The sequence below is a fragment of the Sphingomonas sp. DMC8 genome (assembly GCF_056314185.1).
Genome location: NZ_JBQUYV010000001.1, coordinates 795314 through 813804 on the forward strand (window position 1 = coordinate 795314; position 18491 = coordinate 813804).

Genomic DNA, 18491 nt, shown 5'->3' on the forward strand with positions numbered 1-18491 from the left:
GGTTTGCGATGCAGATCCAGCGCGGCCGCAAGGCCTATGACGACATCAATATCACGCCGATGCTCGACCTTGCCTATGTGTTGCTGGTCATCTTCATCCTGATGGCCACGGCATCCGTGCAGGGGATCAAGGTCGATCTGCCCAAGGCCAGCTCGGCCCAGAGCCTGGTGCAGCCCAAAACGATCGCGATCACCGTTACTAATGACGGCCAGATCTTCATGGATGCGTTTCCGGTAACGCTCACCGAGCTCGAGGCGCGGCTGCGCAACGCCAAAGCGAGCAATCCGGACGTGCCGATCGTGCTGAAGGGGGACCAGGCCGCGCAATATGGCAAGGTCACGGCGGTGCTCGACCTGTGCCGTCAAATCGGGCTGGACAAGGTGGGGCTCGTCACCGGCAAGCCCGGCGGCGCGAGCTGAGCGGGGGGGCGGTCGCCATGGCCATAGCCCAGCCCACCGGCTTTGATGCCTTCGAGGAACGCTCGCCGCTGCGCGATGCGCTGCCCTATGCGATCGGGCTGTTGCTGCTCGTGGCGGCGGGTTGGTATTTCTATTCGCAATATCGCTGGGTCGGCGGCGTGCCGGTTCGGGTCGATCAGAAGACGGTAGCGGTCGTGCCGCTGCCGCCGCCACCCCCGCCGCCGCCACCGCCGCCGCCGCCGAAGGAAAAGCCGCCCGAACCGACGGAACAGCCGCAGCCAACCCCTGCCGAAGCGCAACCCGCCAAGGCACCACAGCCCGAGGCGGCGCCGATGCAGATGAATGCACCGGCAGAGGCCGGGCCGAGCGCCTATAACCTCACCAGCGGTTCGGGGAGCGGCATGGGTTCGCCGGCCAGCAAGGGCACCTGTCTCACGCCGCCCTGCGGCACGGGCGGGGGCGGGGGCGTGCCGCTGGGTGTCTATACCAATTATCTGACCGCGGCGCTGCAGGAGCGCGTGCGGCGTGACGAGCGGCTGAGCCGGCTGGTCTTTTCCGCAGACCTTGCCCTGAGCGTCACACCCGACGGGCGCGTGACGGGGGTACGGCTGGTGAACCGCCACGGCGGCAACGACCAGGCAACGAAGCAACTGATCGCATTGCTGGAGGACGTGCGGGGCCTGAACCCGCCGCCGGCGGCGATGCACTTTCCGCAAAAGGTAACCGTGCAGGGGCGGCGCCCATTCTGAGGGCGCGTCGGCAGCAGAGGGGAATATTGATGTTGGTGCAAGGCAAGTTGGGCGTTCGCAAGGCCGGTTTCGCCGGCGGCGTGGCCGCATTGGCGCTGCTATGGGCGACGCCCGGTTACGCGCAACAGGCGGTATCGGCGGAGCCATCGGACAGCGCGATGGTCAATCTGGTGCGGCTGCTGGTCGAGCAGGGCGTGCTGACGCGCGAAAAGGGTGACGCGCTGATGGCGCAGGCCAAGGCGGAAGCCGCCCAGGCGCGCGTCGCGAAGGTGGCACAACCGGCGTCGGGGGGCGTCGCGCAACAGGCTGCCGCCGATCTGCCGCAGCCGGCACCGGGCGCGGTGCGTGTGACCTATGTCCCCGAAACGGTTCGCGCGCAGATCCGCGAGGAACTGCGGACCGAAGTGCTGGCCCAGGCCAAGGCCGAACATTGGGCAGCGCCGGACAAGGCAGCACCGGACTGGGTGCGCGACCTGCAGATTCACGGGGATTTCCGTTTCCGTTCCGCTTCTTCGACCTTCGCGAAGGACAACGCCCAGGCGTTCTTCAATGTGCCCGAATTCAATGCCAGCGGCCCCTATGACCCGGTGCACGACCTGTTGCCGTCGCTGAACACGACCCGCAACAAAATCAACAACATGCAGATCCGCGGCCGGATCAATGTGGTCGCCACCGTGGCAGACCGCTTCGAGCTTGGCTTTCAGCTGGCGACGGGTGAGAATGCAGGCCCTATTTCGACCACCGCTACGCTCACCGGTGGTTTCCAGAAGCGGAACGTCTGGATCCAGAACGCCTATGTGAAGGGCGATATCGTTCCCGGCATCACCGCGATGCTGGGCCGCTTCGACAATCCGTTCCGCACCACCGATCTGATGTTCGACCCCGATCTGGCGCTGGACGGCGTCTATGGCCAGGTCGATCTGGGGCGGATCGTTGGCGATCCGGGCTTCACGCTGCAGGTTCGCGGTGGCGCCTTCCCCATCATGTACGAAGACATCAACTATCCTTCGACATCGGTTTCCAAACGCAATTTCCGCGACCGCTATCTGCTGTCGGGTCAGGTTGAACTCGCCAAGGAATTTGGTGGGCGCGTGAAGGCGAATCTGAGCGCCGCCTATCACGACTTCACTTATATGCGCGGCCATATCTCCGAGCCGTGCGATGTTTATTCGGCGAAATATGTCGAGTGCTCGACCGACGCGCTGCGCCCGCTTTGGGCGACGAAGGGGAACACGTTCATGTTCCTGCGCCGGTTCGATTTCCGCCATCCGGACGATGCCGCCAACCCGTCGCAGCCGCAGTTTCTGGGGCTGAAGTTCGGCTACCGGGTGCTCGAGCTTAACGGATCGCTGAGCGTGCCGGTTTCGGGACGTTCGATTGCCCAGCTGACCGGCACCTATCTCTATAACTTCGCCTTCGACCGCCGGAACCTGTGCCGCGAAGGTGCAGACAGCCAGCCACTCAACAATGTTGTTCTCACCGACGCTAGCAATTCGCTGCAAGGCGCCTGCGACGCAAAGAACCCTGCGCGGTTCGTCGGCGGCAACAAGGGGTTCGGCGCCTATTTCTCGATCGGCGATCCGGCGCTGTTTTCGGTCAATCCGCGACTGGCGCGCAAGGGCGCATGGGCCGTCAATCTGGCGTATAAATATCTGCAGAGCGACGCGACGCTCGATGCCTTTACCGATTCCGATTTCCACCTCGGCGGCACCAACGCAAAGGGCTATGTGATCGGCGGAGCCTGGGCGCCGTTCGAGCATATAACGCTGGGTGGCCGTTGGCTTAGCGCGAACCAGGTTTCGGGCTCGCCGTTGGCGATCGACGTCCTTCACCTCGATCTTGGCGTTGCCTTCTGATGCGGCCGGGACGCTTCCCGGCTGATTTCCCTGCACGGGCGCGGCTGCATGGTGCTGCGGCGGCCCGCCTGTCGCGTGTCTGTTTCTGCTTTTGCTGGATCGGAGTTTCCCGATGATCGTCCGCCGTGCCTCGCTTCCGGGCCGCGCCCGCCGCTCCATGTTTCTGCTCGGCGTCAGTGCTGCAACACTGGCGGCCGGTTTGGGGGCAGCGCCAGCGCGGGCGCAGAACGTCGGAGCGCTGCTGGGTGGCGGCGCACGGGCACCGCGGCCGGAAACGTCGGCTCCGTCCGCGACACCGGCGCGCTCGGCCACGATGCAGGCGGCGCTGGCACGGCAAGAGTCGACCCAGTCCCGCGTCACGCAGATCCGCGCCTATGCCAGCGCCTTGCGCCAGGTCGTGGTGCGGGACGGCGCCGCAGATGGTCTCACCACCAACGGCCTCGACCCGATCGACGCCGTGCGCCAGGCGATTGCCGCCGGCAAGGCAGGCGATACCGACAAGGCGAACACCCTGTTGGTCAGCGTGAAGGCAGCGAACGATACGACCGGCGTGAATACCTGGGAAGGCGCCGGCCTGCCCAGCCAGACGGTGGTCGATGGCCGCACCGTCGTATCGATCGACCAGACCCAGGAACGCGCGCTGCTGTCGTGGAACAGCTTCAATATAGGCCAGAACACCACACTGCAGTTCAACCAGAAGCAAAATGGTGTCGCCAAGCCGGACTGGGTTGTGGTGAACCGCGTTACCAACGCCACCAACCCAAGCCTGATCCTTGGCAATATGAAGGCCGACGGTACGGTGGTGGTGCTCAACCAGGCCGGCATCATTTTCGGCGCGAAGAGCCAGATCAATACCCATTCGCTGCTCGTCAGCACGCTGGAACTGGGGAATGGCTGGCAACGTACCTCAGCCAGCGATTTCCAGCCGCTCGGTATCGCCGATCGCAACAATGCCTATCTCAGTTCGGGCCTGTTCGCGCGCGGTAACGGGACGATCGCCAAGGATACAGCGACTGACGTGAACGGGCCCGGTGTGCTGGTTTCGGCGCAGGTGAAGAACACCGGGTTCCAACAGCTTGCCTATGCCAACCCATTGGAAGGCAGCATCGTCGTCGACCGCGGTGCGCAAATCGGCTCCGGCAGTTCGGGATTCGTCATTATGGCGGCGCCCACCATTTCGGTCAGCGGTGCGATTTCGGCCAGCGATGGTCAGGTCAGCTTGCAGGCGGGCCGGGTCATCCCGTTCCTGCCCTCAACCGGATCAGGGTCGGCCGCCGACCCTTATGTTCGCGGATATAAGCTGGCGAGCTATCAAGTCGAACTGTCAAACCCGAACGGGTATGTGCCGCAAGGCGGGGACGGCAGCATCTATGTCGACGGTATCATCTCGTCGCGCCGCGGTTATCTTTCGCTGGGAACCGGCGTGTTCGGTAGCATCGGCGTCGACGGCTATCTGGAATCGACCACCAGCGTTTCTCGCAACGGCAAGATCGCTTTGTTGTCTGGCAATGTCCGGCTGGGCGGGAGCAGCGATCCGGGGCAGGCGGCGGGTATTGCCATTTTTCCGGAGGAAAACGGCGAGACCATCCCCCAGGGTAGCGCGGCCAATCCGGCGAACTTCAAATCCTCGCAAATAGTCATCGGCGCGCAAATCAATCCCGCCCAGGGCGCCTCGCTGTTTGACCAGCTGGTGTCGACCAACTTCACCATGGGCAACAATGCGGTGCTATATGCGCCCAACGCCGATGTGCAGGTGGGCAAGATTACGACGGATGCGGTTTCGGCGGCCGCCTATCTGACCGCTTTGCCCGGCAGCATCGATATTGCGAGCGGCGCGGTGATCGATGTCAGCGGCCTGAAAAACGTCCAGCGTGACGTGGCTGACAATATTATCGCGATCACACCCGTCAAGCGGAACGAACTCAGCGATACGCCCAATTACCGCGAAGTGGCGATCGGTGACAATTTCACGCTGAACGGGGCGACGCTTTACATCGATTCGCGTGTTTCGGGCGTGCGCGACGATGGTGTGGCCTGGGTGGGATCGCCGCTGATCCAGGGCGGCAGCCTTGCGAGCCAGATTCCGGTCACGGTGTCCGAGCTCATGACCAAGGGCGGCTCTGTTAGCCTGAACACCGTTACGGTTCCCACCGGTCCTGTCACCAACGCGACTGCCGCGCCCGGCGTGCATGTTGCGACCAACGCATTGCTCGACGTGTCGGGGGGCTGGGTCAATTACGCGGGCGGTACGGTGCGGACCAGCCGTCTGCTCACCGATGACGGCCGTATCGTCGATATCGCCAAGGCGGACCCCAATGATCATTATGTCGGCGTGGTCGACGCGTCGACCAGCGTTCAGCCGCGCTTCGGCATCGTCCGAAACTATCTGAACGCGGCATCGCAGAGCACGCGCTACGAAGCGAGCTACGACGAGGGTCATGATGCGGGTTCGCTCAGCATCGCGACGATCTCGGCAACGATGGATGGCAGCATTTTCGGTAACGGCTTCGCTGGCGCACGCCAGCTGCTCGGCGCTGTGCGGCCGAGCGGCAAGAGCAGCATCGCCGGTGACCCGCGCCTGCTCCAGCGTAGCAAGTTCGATCTGCCTTCGGGTGCCAATCTCGCGATAAGTTCGCTCGGCGACATGATCGTCTATCATGGCGTGCGTGGGGCTGCCGATGCGGACGGTTCGGAGCTGCTGCTCAGCGACTCGACGCTCAATAATGCTGGCCTGTCGGCACTGAGCCTGACGGCTGCCGGCTCGGTCACGTTCGCGGGCTCTCAGGTCGCTTCGCTGGCGGGCAGCGACGTATTCACTGTCACCGGTGCCAGCAATCTGCAGCTTGCCGCCGGGGGCACGTTGAGCGTCGATGCCGGTCGCGCGATCCGCTTTGACGGCACGGTCACGGCCGCGTCAGGATCGATTGTGGCAAAGACCGAGTTGTTCGGCAACACGGGCCTCAGCGTCAGTACGCAAGTGAGCAACGGCTCGATTTTCCGTAACGGCCAGTACGGCCAGGGCAATGGCGACGATGTCAATCCCTATGGCCTGTATGCCACCGACCCGGGCAATTTGCGTCCATTCGACATCACCGTAACCGGAACGCTTTCTACCGCCGGCCTGTGGGTTAACGACTATCTCGATCGCGGCGTGTCGGCGGGCAGTGCGTTCCAGGATGGCGGAGCGATCAGCCTTACCAGCGCCCCCAATGTCTTCGCGGCGGTCGGGACTTCGCTGGCGACCGCGACCCAGGCGGTCGACCTCAGCGGCAGTGTCGTTGTCAAAGGACGCCTGGACGTTAGTGCCGGCGGTTATGTAAGCACCGCAGGCAAGCTGAGCCTCGCCGGCAAGGGCGGCAACGTCTCGCTTCTCAACAATAGCGTCTATGCGTCCACGCGCCTTACGGACAGCGTGATAAGTCAGGGCTCGTCGAATTTCTCGATCGGCGGCACCAGCCAGTCGGTCGACTTCACGCCCTTTACCGAAAGTGGTCGCCTGCTCGTTACGCCCAGCCTGGTGCCGACGCCGCGTTCAACCGTGGATATTGCGGGTGCTACCATCCTCGGTTTCGGTTTCAGTGGCGGAGGCACTTTTGCGCTGTCCGCCCCGGACATCAGCTTCGGCTCCGACAACCATGCAGGCAGCACGCATATCGGTCTCGATTTCCTGCAAAAAACCGGCTTCGGCACGCTGAGCCTGACCAGCTATCGTTCGCGAATCGTCGACGATCTTTTCGCGAATGGCCGGGCGAGCAAATCGGCGTTTCTCGAAACGTCGCGCATGGTAGTCGGCGCGGGCGAAACGCTCGATCTTTCCCAATGGTTGTTGCCGTCGGTACTGTCGCCGGACCAGGCACGGGAGTTGCGCGGGTTGGCAACGGGTTCCAGCCTGCTTGCCCAAGCCTATATGGCGCCACTCAAGCCGACATCGGCATGGGATCAGCGCGCGGCCAATCTGGTACTGGGCGGCCTGACCGAGCTTGACGTGATGGCCGGCGGCACGATTACGGGCGCTCCGCAAGCCAGCATCACCGTCGAAAAGCTGTACAATGCAGGCAGCATCATTCTGCACGGCGGATCGATCAGCCAGCGGAATGACTTGCCGGCAAATCTTGCTTCCAGCGGCGTCGGCGTGCGTGACGTGGCGCTGGGGGGCAACGGGCTGGCAGATGCATTTGGCGGACCCGTCGATGCCCAGGGCCGCTTCAGCGAAGGTGCCGCGAATGCCGCGGGCGTCTTCCTCGATGCGCAGAACACGCGACTGCTGACCAACGCCGAACTTGTGTCGAAGCTTGGCGTGGACCGTCTCGTCTATTATCTGGGGCAGCTAGATGCCAGCCAGGGCATCGTGCTGGCGGCGGGTAGCCAAACCGATCTTTCGGGCGTTGCGCTATTCGATCCGCGCGCGCCCATATTCGGCGGCACGCAGCTGCGCTCCGGCCGGGTTCTGAACGGTGGCTCGATTTCGCTCGCCTGGGGCACTTTCGTCGGGCGGGACGTAGGGACACCGGCGGTCAACAATCGCGGCAGCCAGCTGATCCGCGACGATGCGGCGCTGGTCAATATCAGCGGTGCCAGCGCTATCTACGATCAGGCGCTGCTGGGCGGCCTCTATACCCCTTATCAGGAATGGAGCGCCGCGGGCAGCATTTCCGCCATGGGTGGGGGCGCGCTGGGGAAGACGCCGATCCTCGCCAAGGGGGGAGCGGTCTCTGCGGAAGGGGGCAGCCTCGAGTGGCTGAACCCCGTGGTGGGCAATGTCAGCCCCGGTTCGGCCAATTACCTTTCGTCCGACATGCTTGCGCAAAGCGGGTTCGATACGCTGGTCGCCCGCGGCGGGTTGACGCTCGATGGCAATTTCAGCCTGTCGCTTCGGAAGGCGCTGCGCGTCGTTGCAAGCGACGCGCTCACGGTCAATGACCGTCCGACGGTCCTCGTGCGCGGCACCAAGGGCAGCAACGCGACGCTGGCCGCCAATTACATCCAGTTCTCGGCGCCCAATGGGCTTGGCGACAGCACCGCCGCGGCGCCAACGCAGGGAACCGGTGATGCCAATATCGCCTTCGTGGCTGGATCGCAGGGGATTGATTTCTTCGGCGGCACTCGTTTCGATAATTCGATCGGCGCTGTAACCCTGCGTACACCGGGTGATATCCGTTTCATCGGCGTAGCCGACGGTAACGGCCTCAGTTCGCTGCAGGTCGCCTATCGCGGGACCGTGCAGGCTGGCAACAACCTGACCTTTGACGCGTACCGTGTCTATGCAACCACCGGCACGGGCAACCTACAAGCCTTGCTCGAAGGTTCGACCAATACGTTCCAGACCGAGCCGTTCACGATCCTTGCGGGCGGCACGATCACGATCGGCAACACCTATCTCGATCCGAATGCGCCGACGCCCCTTTCCGCCGGTTCGCACCTTGTGCTGGCGGCACGCAACATCGTTCAGAACGGCTATCTCGCAGCGCCGCTGGGACTACTAGAACTCGGCCGTAGCTGGACGCAGTCGATCCGGTTTGGTGCCGGTAGCATTACCACCGTTTCCGCCACCGGGCTCAATCTTGCCTACGGGACGTCGACGGACAACAGCGAATATTATTTCCCCACGCTGCAGGCGCCGATCACGAAGCTGCCCACGGGCGAGCTGCGCCTTACGGCCGGGTCGATCGTGCAGGACGCCGGCGCCAGCTTTGTGGGGCGTGGCGGCGGCGACGTGTTTGGCTATCAGTTCCAGCCTGGCGTTGGTGGCTCGCACGACGTGCTCGACAGGTTCAACACCGACGAGTTCAGCTCGAACAGCTTCGACCCGACCACCGGCAAGGGCTATCAATTCCCTGATCAGCGCCAGGTATTCGCGCTGGTGCCGGTGTCGAAGACAGCCGGCATCGCCGGATATGATCCTGTATTCTCGGCCGACTATGGCGCTGCCGGGCCGGTCAATCTGTACGGCGCAGCGGCAGGTCGTACGGTTATCCTGGATGCGGCCCCTGGCGTGCCGGCAGGCGAATATCTGCTGCTCCCGGCCAAATATGCGGTCGCCATTCCGGGCGCGCTGCGCGTGGTGGAAAACACGACCACCAACGCGCCCATCCCCGGGCAGAGCACGCAACTGCTCGACGGATCGGTCGTGGTTGGCGGGCGCTATGCCACCGCAGGCACCGGCATCGCCGAATCCACGCGCCACTCGTTCACCGTCCAGTCGAAGGATGTATTCAGCAAATTCTCGACCATCCAGACGATCAGCGGCACCACGACAATCACCAACACTGCGACAAAGAGCGGGTTGGCGCGACCGCGAGTACCGCTGGACGCTGCGCGGGTGGTGTTGAGCCCGCTGACCGAACTCCGCATTGCTGGCTTGTTCGATACCAGCCCGGCGACGGGCGGCAAGGCCGGACAGTTCGATATAACGGGCGCAAAGATCGTCATTGCGGCCGACAGCGACAGCAGCGCGGCGCCGACAGGGGCACTGCGCCTCAGCGATACGACGCTCAACGCGCTCAACGCACCAAGCCTGTTTATCGGCGGCACGCGGAGCAGCGCGAGCGACGGCACCACGGTGCTCAACGTGGCAACACAGAGCGTGGAAATTCGCCAGGGCGCCAATGTCCATGCTGCCGAATTGTTGTTCGGGGTTGCGGGCAGCGGCTCGACGCTGACTGTCGCGGATGGTGCTACGCTTACGGCTACGGGCGCGCTCGGCACCGAGGCCAGCGGTGATTATGCGGTTTCGACGGCTGGATCGCTGCTTCGCGTGGCGACGGGGGGCGAGCGGCTGGTGAGCCGGACCGGTACCGGCAGTTCGACGCTGCAGATCGGTGCTGCCACGCTCCGCGGCGACAATGTCGCGCTGGATTCGAGCGGCAACTTCATTGTTTCGGACAATGCCACGATTGCCGCGACCCGCGCGGCACTGAGCGGTGCGTCGGTCCGGTTCGATTCCAGCCCCGGTGCGGCGGGGCAGGCGGGCGTGATCGGTGCCGGGCTCGAGGCGAAGCTCGCGGGGGCGCAGCAGCTGACCATCCGCTCGCCCGGCGCAATCCGCTTCTCGGCGGGGACGCACCAGTTCAACGATCTGGTGCTCGATAGCGCCAGCATCGCGCTAACGCCGGGTGCGGCCGCGACCGACGCGCTGCGGATCGGCGCGGGCAATGTCACGCTTCGCAACAAGGCGGGGAGCGTTGATGCCTGCGCGACCGCCGGCTTCTGCGGAACCGGCAGCAGCCTGACGATCGACGGCACTACGGTGGCGTTCGGCGCGAATGCAGTGCGGGCTGCCGGCTTAACTGATGGCGTGACGCTGATCGGCCGCAGCGGCATGTATGCCGATGACAAGGGTAGTTTCTCGACCGGCAGAACTGCGCTGACGCTGGTAGCGCCGTTCCTCGCCGATCGATCGCCGGTGGTCGACCCGCGCCTCCAGTCAGTCCGCCCCGATTACAGCTTCCTCACCACCGGTGCTTTCGTGCTGACCGCCAATGGCACAACGGCAGGTGCCGCGCCGGCAGGCAATGCCACGCCCGGGGCGCGCATTACGATCGGCGCCAGCGACGCCAAGGTCGCCTCGGCACAGTTCCAGGGAGCATTGGTTCGTGCGACCGCAGGCCTCATCGATGTCGAATCTATCGGCGATATCGGCCTGAGCGGCGCTACGCTCTCGACGCCGGGCTATCTCCAGACCTTTGGCGACAAGGACGACTCCGTGACGGTCGCTGCCAATGGCGGTACGGTCAATCTCTTGTCGGCGAGCGGCAACATCAGCACCGACGCGACGAGCAAGCTGGTGGTGGACAGCGGGACCGGCGCTGCCGGCACGCTCAACCTGCTCGCCAGTCGTGGCTCTGTGACGCTCAATGCGGCGATCAACCCTGCCGCAACTGGCAGCCGCAGCGCTTCGCTCAATGTTGACAGCGGTACGGGCGCGCTCGATCTTTCGGCGTTCGTGACCAGCTATGGTGCGCTGTTCGGTGGCGATGTCGCCATCCGCACCGGTGCCGGCGATCTCAGCCTGGCAACCGGCCAGTCGCTCAAGGCGAAGAGCGTGTCGCTCACTGCCGACGGCGGGACCATCCAGATCGCCGGAACGCTGGATACGTCGGGGGTGGACGTATCCGCGATGAACGCGACAGACGCAGCCAATGCTCGCGTGAATGGCGGCGCCATCAGCCTGTGGGGCATGAACGGCGTCACCCTGGCGGGGGGCGCGCGGCTGGATACCCACACCAACGGTTATGCGGACAAGGATAGCCGCGTCGCCAGCGCCGGCAACGTGACGATCGGCATCGGCCGCGATACTGCCGCGCTCACCATTGCGGCGGGGGCGGTGATCGATGCAGGCGCACGGCGCACCCAGGCAGCACTGGCGGCGGGTGCACCGGCAGCGCGACTGATCCCGGAAACCATTACAGACGCTGCGACCGGCCAGCTGGTGACGGTCTATCGTTATGCAGATCCCGACACGGGCGGCACCGTGCATCTGCGCGCGCCGGTCATCGGTACGGGCGGCAATCAGGTGGCCGTTAGCCTGAAGGGTGCAATTCAGGGCGCCGGCTCGGTCGAGCTCGAAGGCTATACGCGCTACAATCTCGACAGCATCGCAAACAGCGGCCTCTATGCCGGCATCACGCGCGGCAGCGACGGCACGATTCTGCTCGATATGGGCAAAGACAGCAGCAACAGCGGCGGCAAGTTCAACCCCTTCACGCAGGACTTCGCATTAGCCGACGGCAGCCAGTCCATGGTGCGCTTCATCCGCAATTTCGCGGTTTCGGCCGTGGATGGCAGCGACCTTAGCGGCATCCGCCTTCGTCCGGGTGTAGAGCTGGACGCTGCCGGGGCGATCCAGACCAGCAGCGCCTGGAATCTCGCCGCAGCAACCTTCTCCAGCGCACAGCTGCAGGCGGCGGTGGCGGCGGGCGACCTCAAGGTCATTCCCGAGCTCAGCAATGGCGGCCAGACCCGCTATTCGGTGGTATCGGGCCGCGAAGGGGATCTTCTCGATAACTATGCCACGTTCCTGTACCGCGTCGGCAGCAGCGCCCGCGGCGAGGCGCCGGTCGTCACGCTGCGCACAGGCGGCAACCTGACCATCAACCGCAGCATTTCGGACGGGTTCTTCACCTTCCGCGACAAGTCCGATCCGACCTATATCAATTACCAACTGGGTGGCGGGAATCGCGATTTGTCGGCGGGGATCAGCTTCGCCTGTGGTGGCCTTACGGGCAGTTGCGCCACTTTGGCCCAGTTCCAGAACTACACCAGCAGCAACCCGCCTTCCTCCGCAACACTGGTGATTTCGCTCACCACCGCTCCTGTCAGCGCGGGCGCGACGGGAACGAACTCGCCGCTCGCGCTTGCCGGCAACGGGGCGGCGGGCGGTGGCGATGGCCAGGACTCACTGGGATTTGGCGAGCTCTTTCCGCTGCTGGCCGGGAATGTCGCAATGCATTCGTCCGACATTAGACTGGCTGGCGGCGCGGGCGCTGCGGCTTCTGCAAATCCCCTGCAGGTGGATCGTGGCACTAGCGCCCAAGTGGCGGTTTCGGGTGAATATTCCTACGCGCTGACAGCCACCCCCGGCACCACCACCTATAATGGCCCGCTGCAGTTTTCGCTTGGTGTTAACGGTGCGGCGCCGGTCAACTTCAACCTTGGCGACACGCTTGGCCTGACCGACACGACGCGCGGGCTCAACCAGCTTTCGGGTGACGCCTATACCCAGCTCAACTGGGGCAACTCGAGCGGCCTTGGCGCCGATACGCGCCGTGCGGCGCTCGCCTTTTTCGCGGGCAAGCGGTACAAGCTGGTCGGCTCCAGTTCGAACCCGACCGGAATCGTTGCGCCACTTTCCGACATCATCGCTTTTCTTCAGACCTTCGAACCGACCTATAAGGCAGGTCTGGCAAGCGGCCGCCCCGGCTATACCCGCCCGACTCCGCCTGCGACCATAAGCTACGGTTCGGCAAACAAATCCTATGTCCGCAGTTATATCCGCTCGGGCGATGGAAACATCGCAGTAGCCGCGGGCGGCAATATTGATCTCCAGGGAACGGCGGTTGCCGAGTACCGAAATCCCGATGGAACGATCGCGAGCAGCGCCAGCTTCTTGCGGGCGGGGCAGTTCGGCGCAGCGGCCATCTATACAGCGGGTATTCGTGTGGCGCAGGCTCAGGTCTCCGCGCGGATCATCGGGACCGGTAACGTTCTTTCGGTGATACCCGATAGCCCCTATTTTGCGACGGGCATCGAAAGCCGTGCCTTCATACCATCCCCGCTCGCCTTTACTGACGCGATGCCGGTGCTGGCCGCGGGCGGTGGCGATATTAGCCTGGACGCTGGTGGAGATGTGCTCGCTCGACGGGACAGCTGGACCGACAATGCCGTGCAACAGGCCATTTTCGGGTATACCGGTACTCTGCCTGGTAAATCCGCAGGAACTTCCACCCAGATGTGGCGGACCGGCAGCGTCGGTACGGATACCGAAGTTGGTCTTGCTTCCCGCTATTTCACATCCGGCGTCGGCGCACTGGCGGGCGGCGATGTGAGCGTTCGCGCCGGCCGCGACATCGTCGATCTGACGGTCGCACTCAATAGCGGCGTCACGACGACTCTCGCCGGTGGATCGAAGACGATGTTGACCTTTGGCCGAGGCGACCTTTCGGTAGCGGCCGGGCGAGACCTTTTGGGTGGCCGGTTCGATATCGCTTCCGGTGCCGCGACCCTTCAGGCAGGGCGGGATATCGCCAGCTGGGGTACGGAGATCAGCAAGTTCTCCACCAATCCGGCATATCTTCGTGTGCGACTGAGCGATGCTACCGTTGCAATTTCCGCGGGGGGATCGGCCACGCTGGGTAGCGTGTCGGCGCTGGGCGTGCAGTCGGGAAATGTCTACGAGGCCCAGGGTGACGGGAGCACGCAGCGAAATGCCTTTTTGGGCCAGAACGCTGCCGCAGCGGGCTTCTTCAGTCCCAGCGCCTCGCTTTCGCTCCAGGCAAATGGTGCGGTGGAGATTGCAGAGACTCCTTCCGGTTTCCCCACGGCATATGGTTTGGAACCCGCAGTATGGTCCGAACTTGGAAGCGATCCGCAGGCCTATCTGCAGGTGCTCCCGCCTAGTCTGAACCTGACCGCGCTTGCTGGTACGGTAACGCTCGGCACTGCCGACATCGCGCAGACTCTCTATCCCTCGGCGGTCGGTCAGCTCAACCTGTTGAGCCAGGGTAGCCTGAAGAACCTGGCGTTGGCCATGAGCGATGTCGACCCCGGTCTGATCGGCGGCGCATGGTCTCTCAGTCGCGATGCGCTTTCCTATCGTCTTCCGATTGTGTCTGCGCGGACTCTAGACAATGAACTGCGCTACCAGCATGCGCAGGGGCTTACCCATCTCCATGATGCGTTGCCGGTGCGCATTTACACCAATGGCGATTTGACGAATGCCGCGCTTTTCCTGCCGAAACAGGCGCGCGTCACGGCCGGCAACGATATCGTCAATCTGTTCTTCCAGGGGCAGAACCTGCAGTCGAGCGACATTACGCGCGTCCGCGCCGGGGGCGACATCACCGGTGTCGTCGGCGCCGGCCGACTGCCTTTCGTCCAGTCGAACAACTTCATCCTCGGCGGCCCGGGAACGCTGATCGTCGAGGCGGGCGGCGACATCGGGCCGTTCATGAGCTCGGCCGATGTCAAGGGCAATGACGGCCTGATCTACAGCTTCGGCGGCGGCATCCGCACCGTCGGCAACGACCTGAACCCCTGGCTGGGCACCACGGGCGCCGATCTGAGCGTCCGCTTCGGCATGGCACAGGGCGCCGACTATGCGGCCCTGCGCGACACCTATCTGAACCCCGACAATTTCGCCAAGCTCGACGGCGACCTGTTCGTGCAGGCGACAGACAGCTTCGGCAACAAGAAGCCGGACCGGACCAAGCCGATCTACCTGCCCAAGCTCGCCGCCTGGCTCCGCGACCACGCGCCGGAAGCGTTTGCGCAGGTCTTTGGCGGCCAGATCTTTTCCAGCGACGCTGCGCTGGCCGACGCCGCCTATGCCAAAGGCCCGGCACTCTACGCCGCCTTCGCCAAGATCGACCCGCTGCGCCAGCAGGATTTCCTGGTGAACGGCGTGTTGTTTGGCGAGATCTCGGCGGTCGGCCAGGTGTCTGGCCCTTCGTACCAGCAATATATCCGCGGCTACCGCGCGATCCAGACTCTGTTCCCGACCAGCCTGGGCTATACCGACAATCTGGCGCCCTACACGGTCGATCCCGCCACCATTTCCGCCGATCATCCGCTGGGCGAGCCGGTACGCAAGATCGTCAACGGTCAGCCGCTTGCCGCGACCAAGGTGCACACCGGCAATCTCGACCTGCGGCTGGCGACGATCCAGACCGGGCGCGGCGGCAAGGTCTCGATCCTCGGCCCCGGCGGCGACCTGATCGCTGGCTCGACGATCCGCACCGCTGATCAGCCCAACCGGCGTCAGACCGCCTTTTTCCCCTTCACCCAGGGCATGAACCGGCAATATCCGGCGCAAGGCAATCTGGCCAATACCACAGGCGTCTCCATCGTCTCCATCCCGATCGGCTATGAAGGCGTGCTCACGCTGGAAGGTGGCGCGATCAACAGCTTCACCGATGGCGACGTGACGCTCAACCAGAGCCGCGTCTTCACCCAGCGCGGCGGCAACATCACCATGTGGTCTTCGAACGGAGACCTCGCCGCCGGCCAGGGCCCGAAAAGCGCGTCGAACTTCCCGCCGGTCACGATCCGCCTCGACGAGGAGGGCAATGCCGAAGTCAACAGCGCTGCCAGCGTCGCCGGTGCCGGCATCGGCACGTTCAAGGCGAGCCCAAGCGATCCCGCCGCGGATGTGGTGCTGATCGCGCCGGTGGGTACCGTCGACGCGGGTGACGCCGGCGTCCGCGCCTCCGGCAATATCGTCGTCGCCGCCGCGCGGGTCGCCAATGCGGATAACTTCAAGGCCGCCGGCAGCATGACCGGCGTGCCCACCGGCGCCGCGGTGGTGGCGGTAACGCCGCAGACCGATCCGTCGCGCGATATCCGCAAGCTGGTGCAGGACGCCTCGCGCCCGCCCGAACAGCGCGATCAGCGCTCCATCATCACCGTCAAGGTGCTCGGCCCGGTCAGCGACGGCGTCTGCCCGCCCGGCAGCACCAGCGAGGACCCCGATTGTGCCGGCCAGTGAAGAACCCCGCCGCCCCGGCACGTCCGGAACCATGCACTCCTGTTTTGCTGAAGAGTAGAACGTCATGCCTGTAACGCTGGAAAACGTACCGCCCGAAACGCCCGCGGCCGAGGCTAAACCCTGCCCCTGTGGTTCGGGTCTCCGCCACCTGCGCTGCTGCGGCCTGGACCTGCGCACCGTCACCCCGGTCGATGCCGAAGGGCCGTTCGCGGAGACGCTGTCGGCGATCACCCGCGCCTGGCGGTTGCAGGATCGCGAAACCGTCCGCGCGCTGGCGCTGGAGGTGCTGGAACAGGCGCCGGGACAAAAGGATGCCTTGGGCGCGCTGTTCAACATTCTGAAGGACGAAGGTGCCCAACGGGCAGCAGCCCGCGTCATGGACCGGCTGGCTACGGTGAATGCCAATGACGGCATGGTCCGCCTGCTGGCGGTGAACTATTTCCTGGCGATCAATGATCTGGCGCGGGCGCAGATTCACGGCCGTATGCTGGTTCGGCTCGCGCCGCAGGCGCCCCGCGCGCATCTGGCCATGGGGCGGGTCTTCCGCGCCTGCAACGCGCCGGTAGCCGCCGAATATCACTTCCGCACCGGCCGCGACTTTCCCGAAACCGCCGATCAGCCCGATCTTTTCCGCGAATTTGACCTTCAGCTTGCCCACACGCTTCGCGCCCAGGGCCGGCTGGACGAGGCGCGCACGCTGTTTTCCGCGCTTCAGCCGCAGATGCAGGACACGGCGGCGCAGAGCGAATTGCTGGTCGCCATGGCCGAGCTGGAAGAAGCGGCCCGCAATTTCGATGCCGGGCTGGCGCTGGTCGATCGTGCCCTGGCGTTGGCGCCCAACCATCGCGGCGCCCTGCACCAGCGCGCCGCGCTGCTGCGCCGGATGAAACAGGCAGATGCGGCGCTCGCCACGCTCGACGCGCTCGCCGTCACAGCAGCCGAACAGGGCGAGCAGGACGGGTCGATGCAGGCAGCGCTGGCCAAGGGCCAGATACTCGATTCGCTCGGGCGCTATGACGAAGCCTTTGCGTGTTTCGCCGCCGCCAAGGCGCATTTCCGCGAAAAGGGCGGGCGACAATATCAGGCCGAAGCCGCCCGCTCGCTGGTCGCCGAACTGCGCGATTTCTTCACCGAAGGCCGCGCCGCACTGTTGCCGCGCGCGGAGCGCCGCAGCGACACGCCACAGCCGATCTTCATCATCGGCTTTCCCCGGTCGGGCACCACGCTGGTGGAGCAGACGCTGGACCGACATCCGGATATCGCCGCTGGTGACGAGCTGCCGATCATCGCCTCGCTGGCGGAACGGTTGCCCATGCTGCTCGGTGCCATGCTGCCCTATCCCAAGGCGCTGAGCGATTTGTGGCTCGGGGACCGGCGCGGCGTGGTGAACACGCTGCGCGACCTGTACCTGAACGAAGCCGCGCAAATCGGCGCCATCGATCCGTCGCGGCCCTGGTTCACCGACAAGATGCCGCTCAACGAAACCCATCTGGGCCTCATCCATCTGTTGTTTCCGGAATCGCCGATCGTGCATCTGTTGCGGCATCCGCTCGATGTGGTGCTGTCGGTCTTTTCCAACGGGCTCAGCCATGGCTTCAACTGCGCCAGCGCGCTGGAGACCGCCGCCGAACATTATGCGCTGATCGCCGACCTTATCGCGCAATACCGCGCCGTGCTGCCCCTGCGCTATCATGCGGTGCGCTATGAGGATCTGGTAGCGGATCAGGCGCGCGAAGTGCGGGCGCTGCTCGATTTCATCGGCGTGCCGTTCGATCCGGCCACGCTCTCCTTCCACGAAAATGCCCGCTACGCCCGCACCGCCAGCTACGCGCAGGTGACCGAGAAGCTTTACGACCGGTCGGTCTATCGCCACCGCCACTATCGCGACCATCTCGCGCCGGTGGTGCCGGTGCTGGCGCCGGCGATCAATCGTCTGGGATATCCCATGCCGGACGAGCACGTCCGCGAGCCCGTTTTCGCGCAATAGCGCCCCCTTTGCCGGCGCGGGGAACTGTGCGCCGGATGCTGCAACAACATCCCGTCAGAACGCGGGATTCTTCAGGGAGAATAGGTCATGGCAGATAGTCCGATTAAAGATTTTCTGGCCCAGCTCAATGGAATAACGCTTCAACAGGGGCAGGTTGGAATTGCAACCGGATTTGGAAGTGTTACCGACAATAGCGTCGAGGTTACAAGTGCTGACACGTTAAATTTAAGTGGGACGTTGCACTTTTATAGTTATTCGTCATATACGGCTGCATATCAG

Annotated in this window: 5 protein-coding genes; all 5 read left to right on the forward strand. The window is 64.3% G+C overall.

Annotation, left to right across the window (positions count from 1 at the left end; translation table 11 throughout):
* Positions 1 to 8 precede the first annotated feature (8 nt).
* The 5 genes from ACT53K_RS03865 (at position 9) to ACT53K_RS03885 (ending at position 18212) form a co-directional block, all read left to right on the forward strand.
* Complete coding sequence (locus tag ACT53K_RS03865) at positions 9 to 419, forward strand: ExbD/TolR family protein (RefSeq protein WP_476227207.1); 411 nt, start codon at positions 9 to 11, stop codon at positions 417 to 419.
* Between the two features lie 17 nt (positions 420 to 436).
* Positions 437 to 1168, forward strand: a complete 732-nt coding sequence (locus ACT53K_RS03870; RefSeq protein ID WP_476227209.1) for a TonB-dependent receptor — start codon at positions 437 to 439, stop codon at positions 1166 to 1168.
* 29 nt (positions 1169 to 1197) lie between these two features.
* Complete coding sequence (locus ACT53K_RS03875; protein WP_476227210.1) at positions 1198 to 3024, forward strand: putative porin; 1827 nt, start codon at positions 1198 to 1200, stop codon at positions 3022 to 3024.
* A 112-nt stretch (positions 3025 to 3136) separates the two neighbouring features.
* Positions 3137 to 16225: a filamentous haemagglutinin family protein gene (locus ACT53K_RS03880; RefSeq protein WP_476227287.1), complete on the forward strand. Its 13089-nt coding sequence runs from the start codon at positions 3137 to 3139 to the stop codon at positions 16223 to 16225.
* Positions 16226 to 16289: 64 nt separating this feature from the next.
* Positions 16290 to 18212, forward strand: coding sequence for a sulfotransferase (locus ACT53K_RS03885; protein WP_476227211.1), 1923 nt, complete (start codon positions 16290 to 16292; stop codon positions 18210 to 18212).
* Positions 18213 to 18491: the final 279 nt, after the last annotated feature.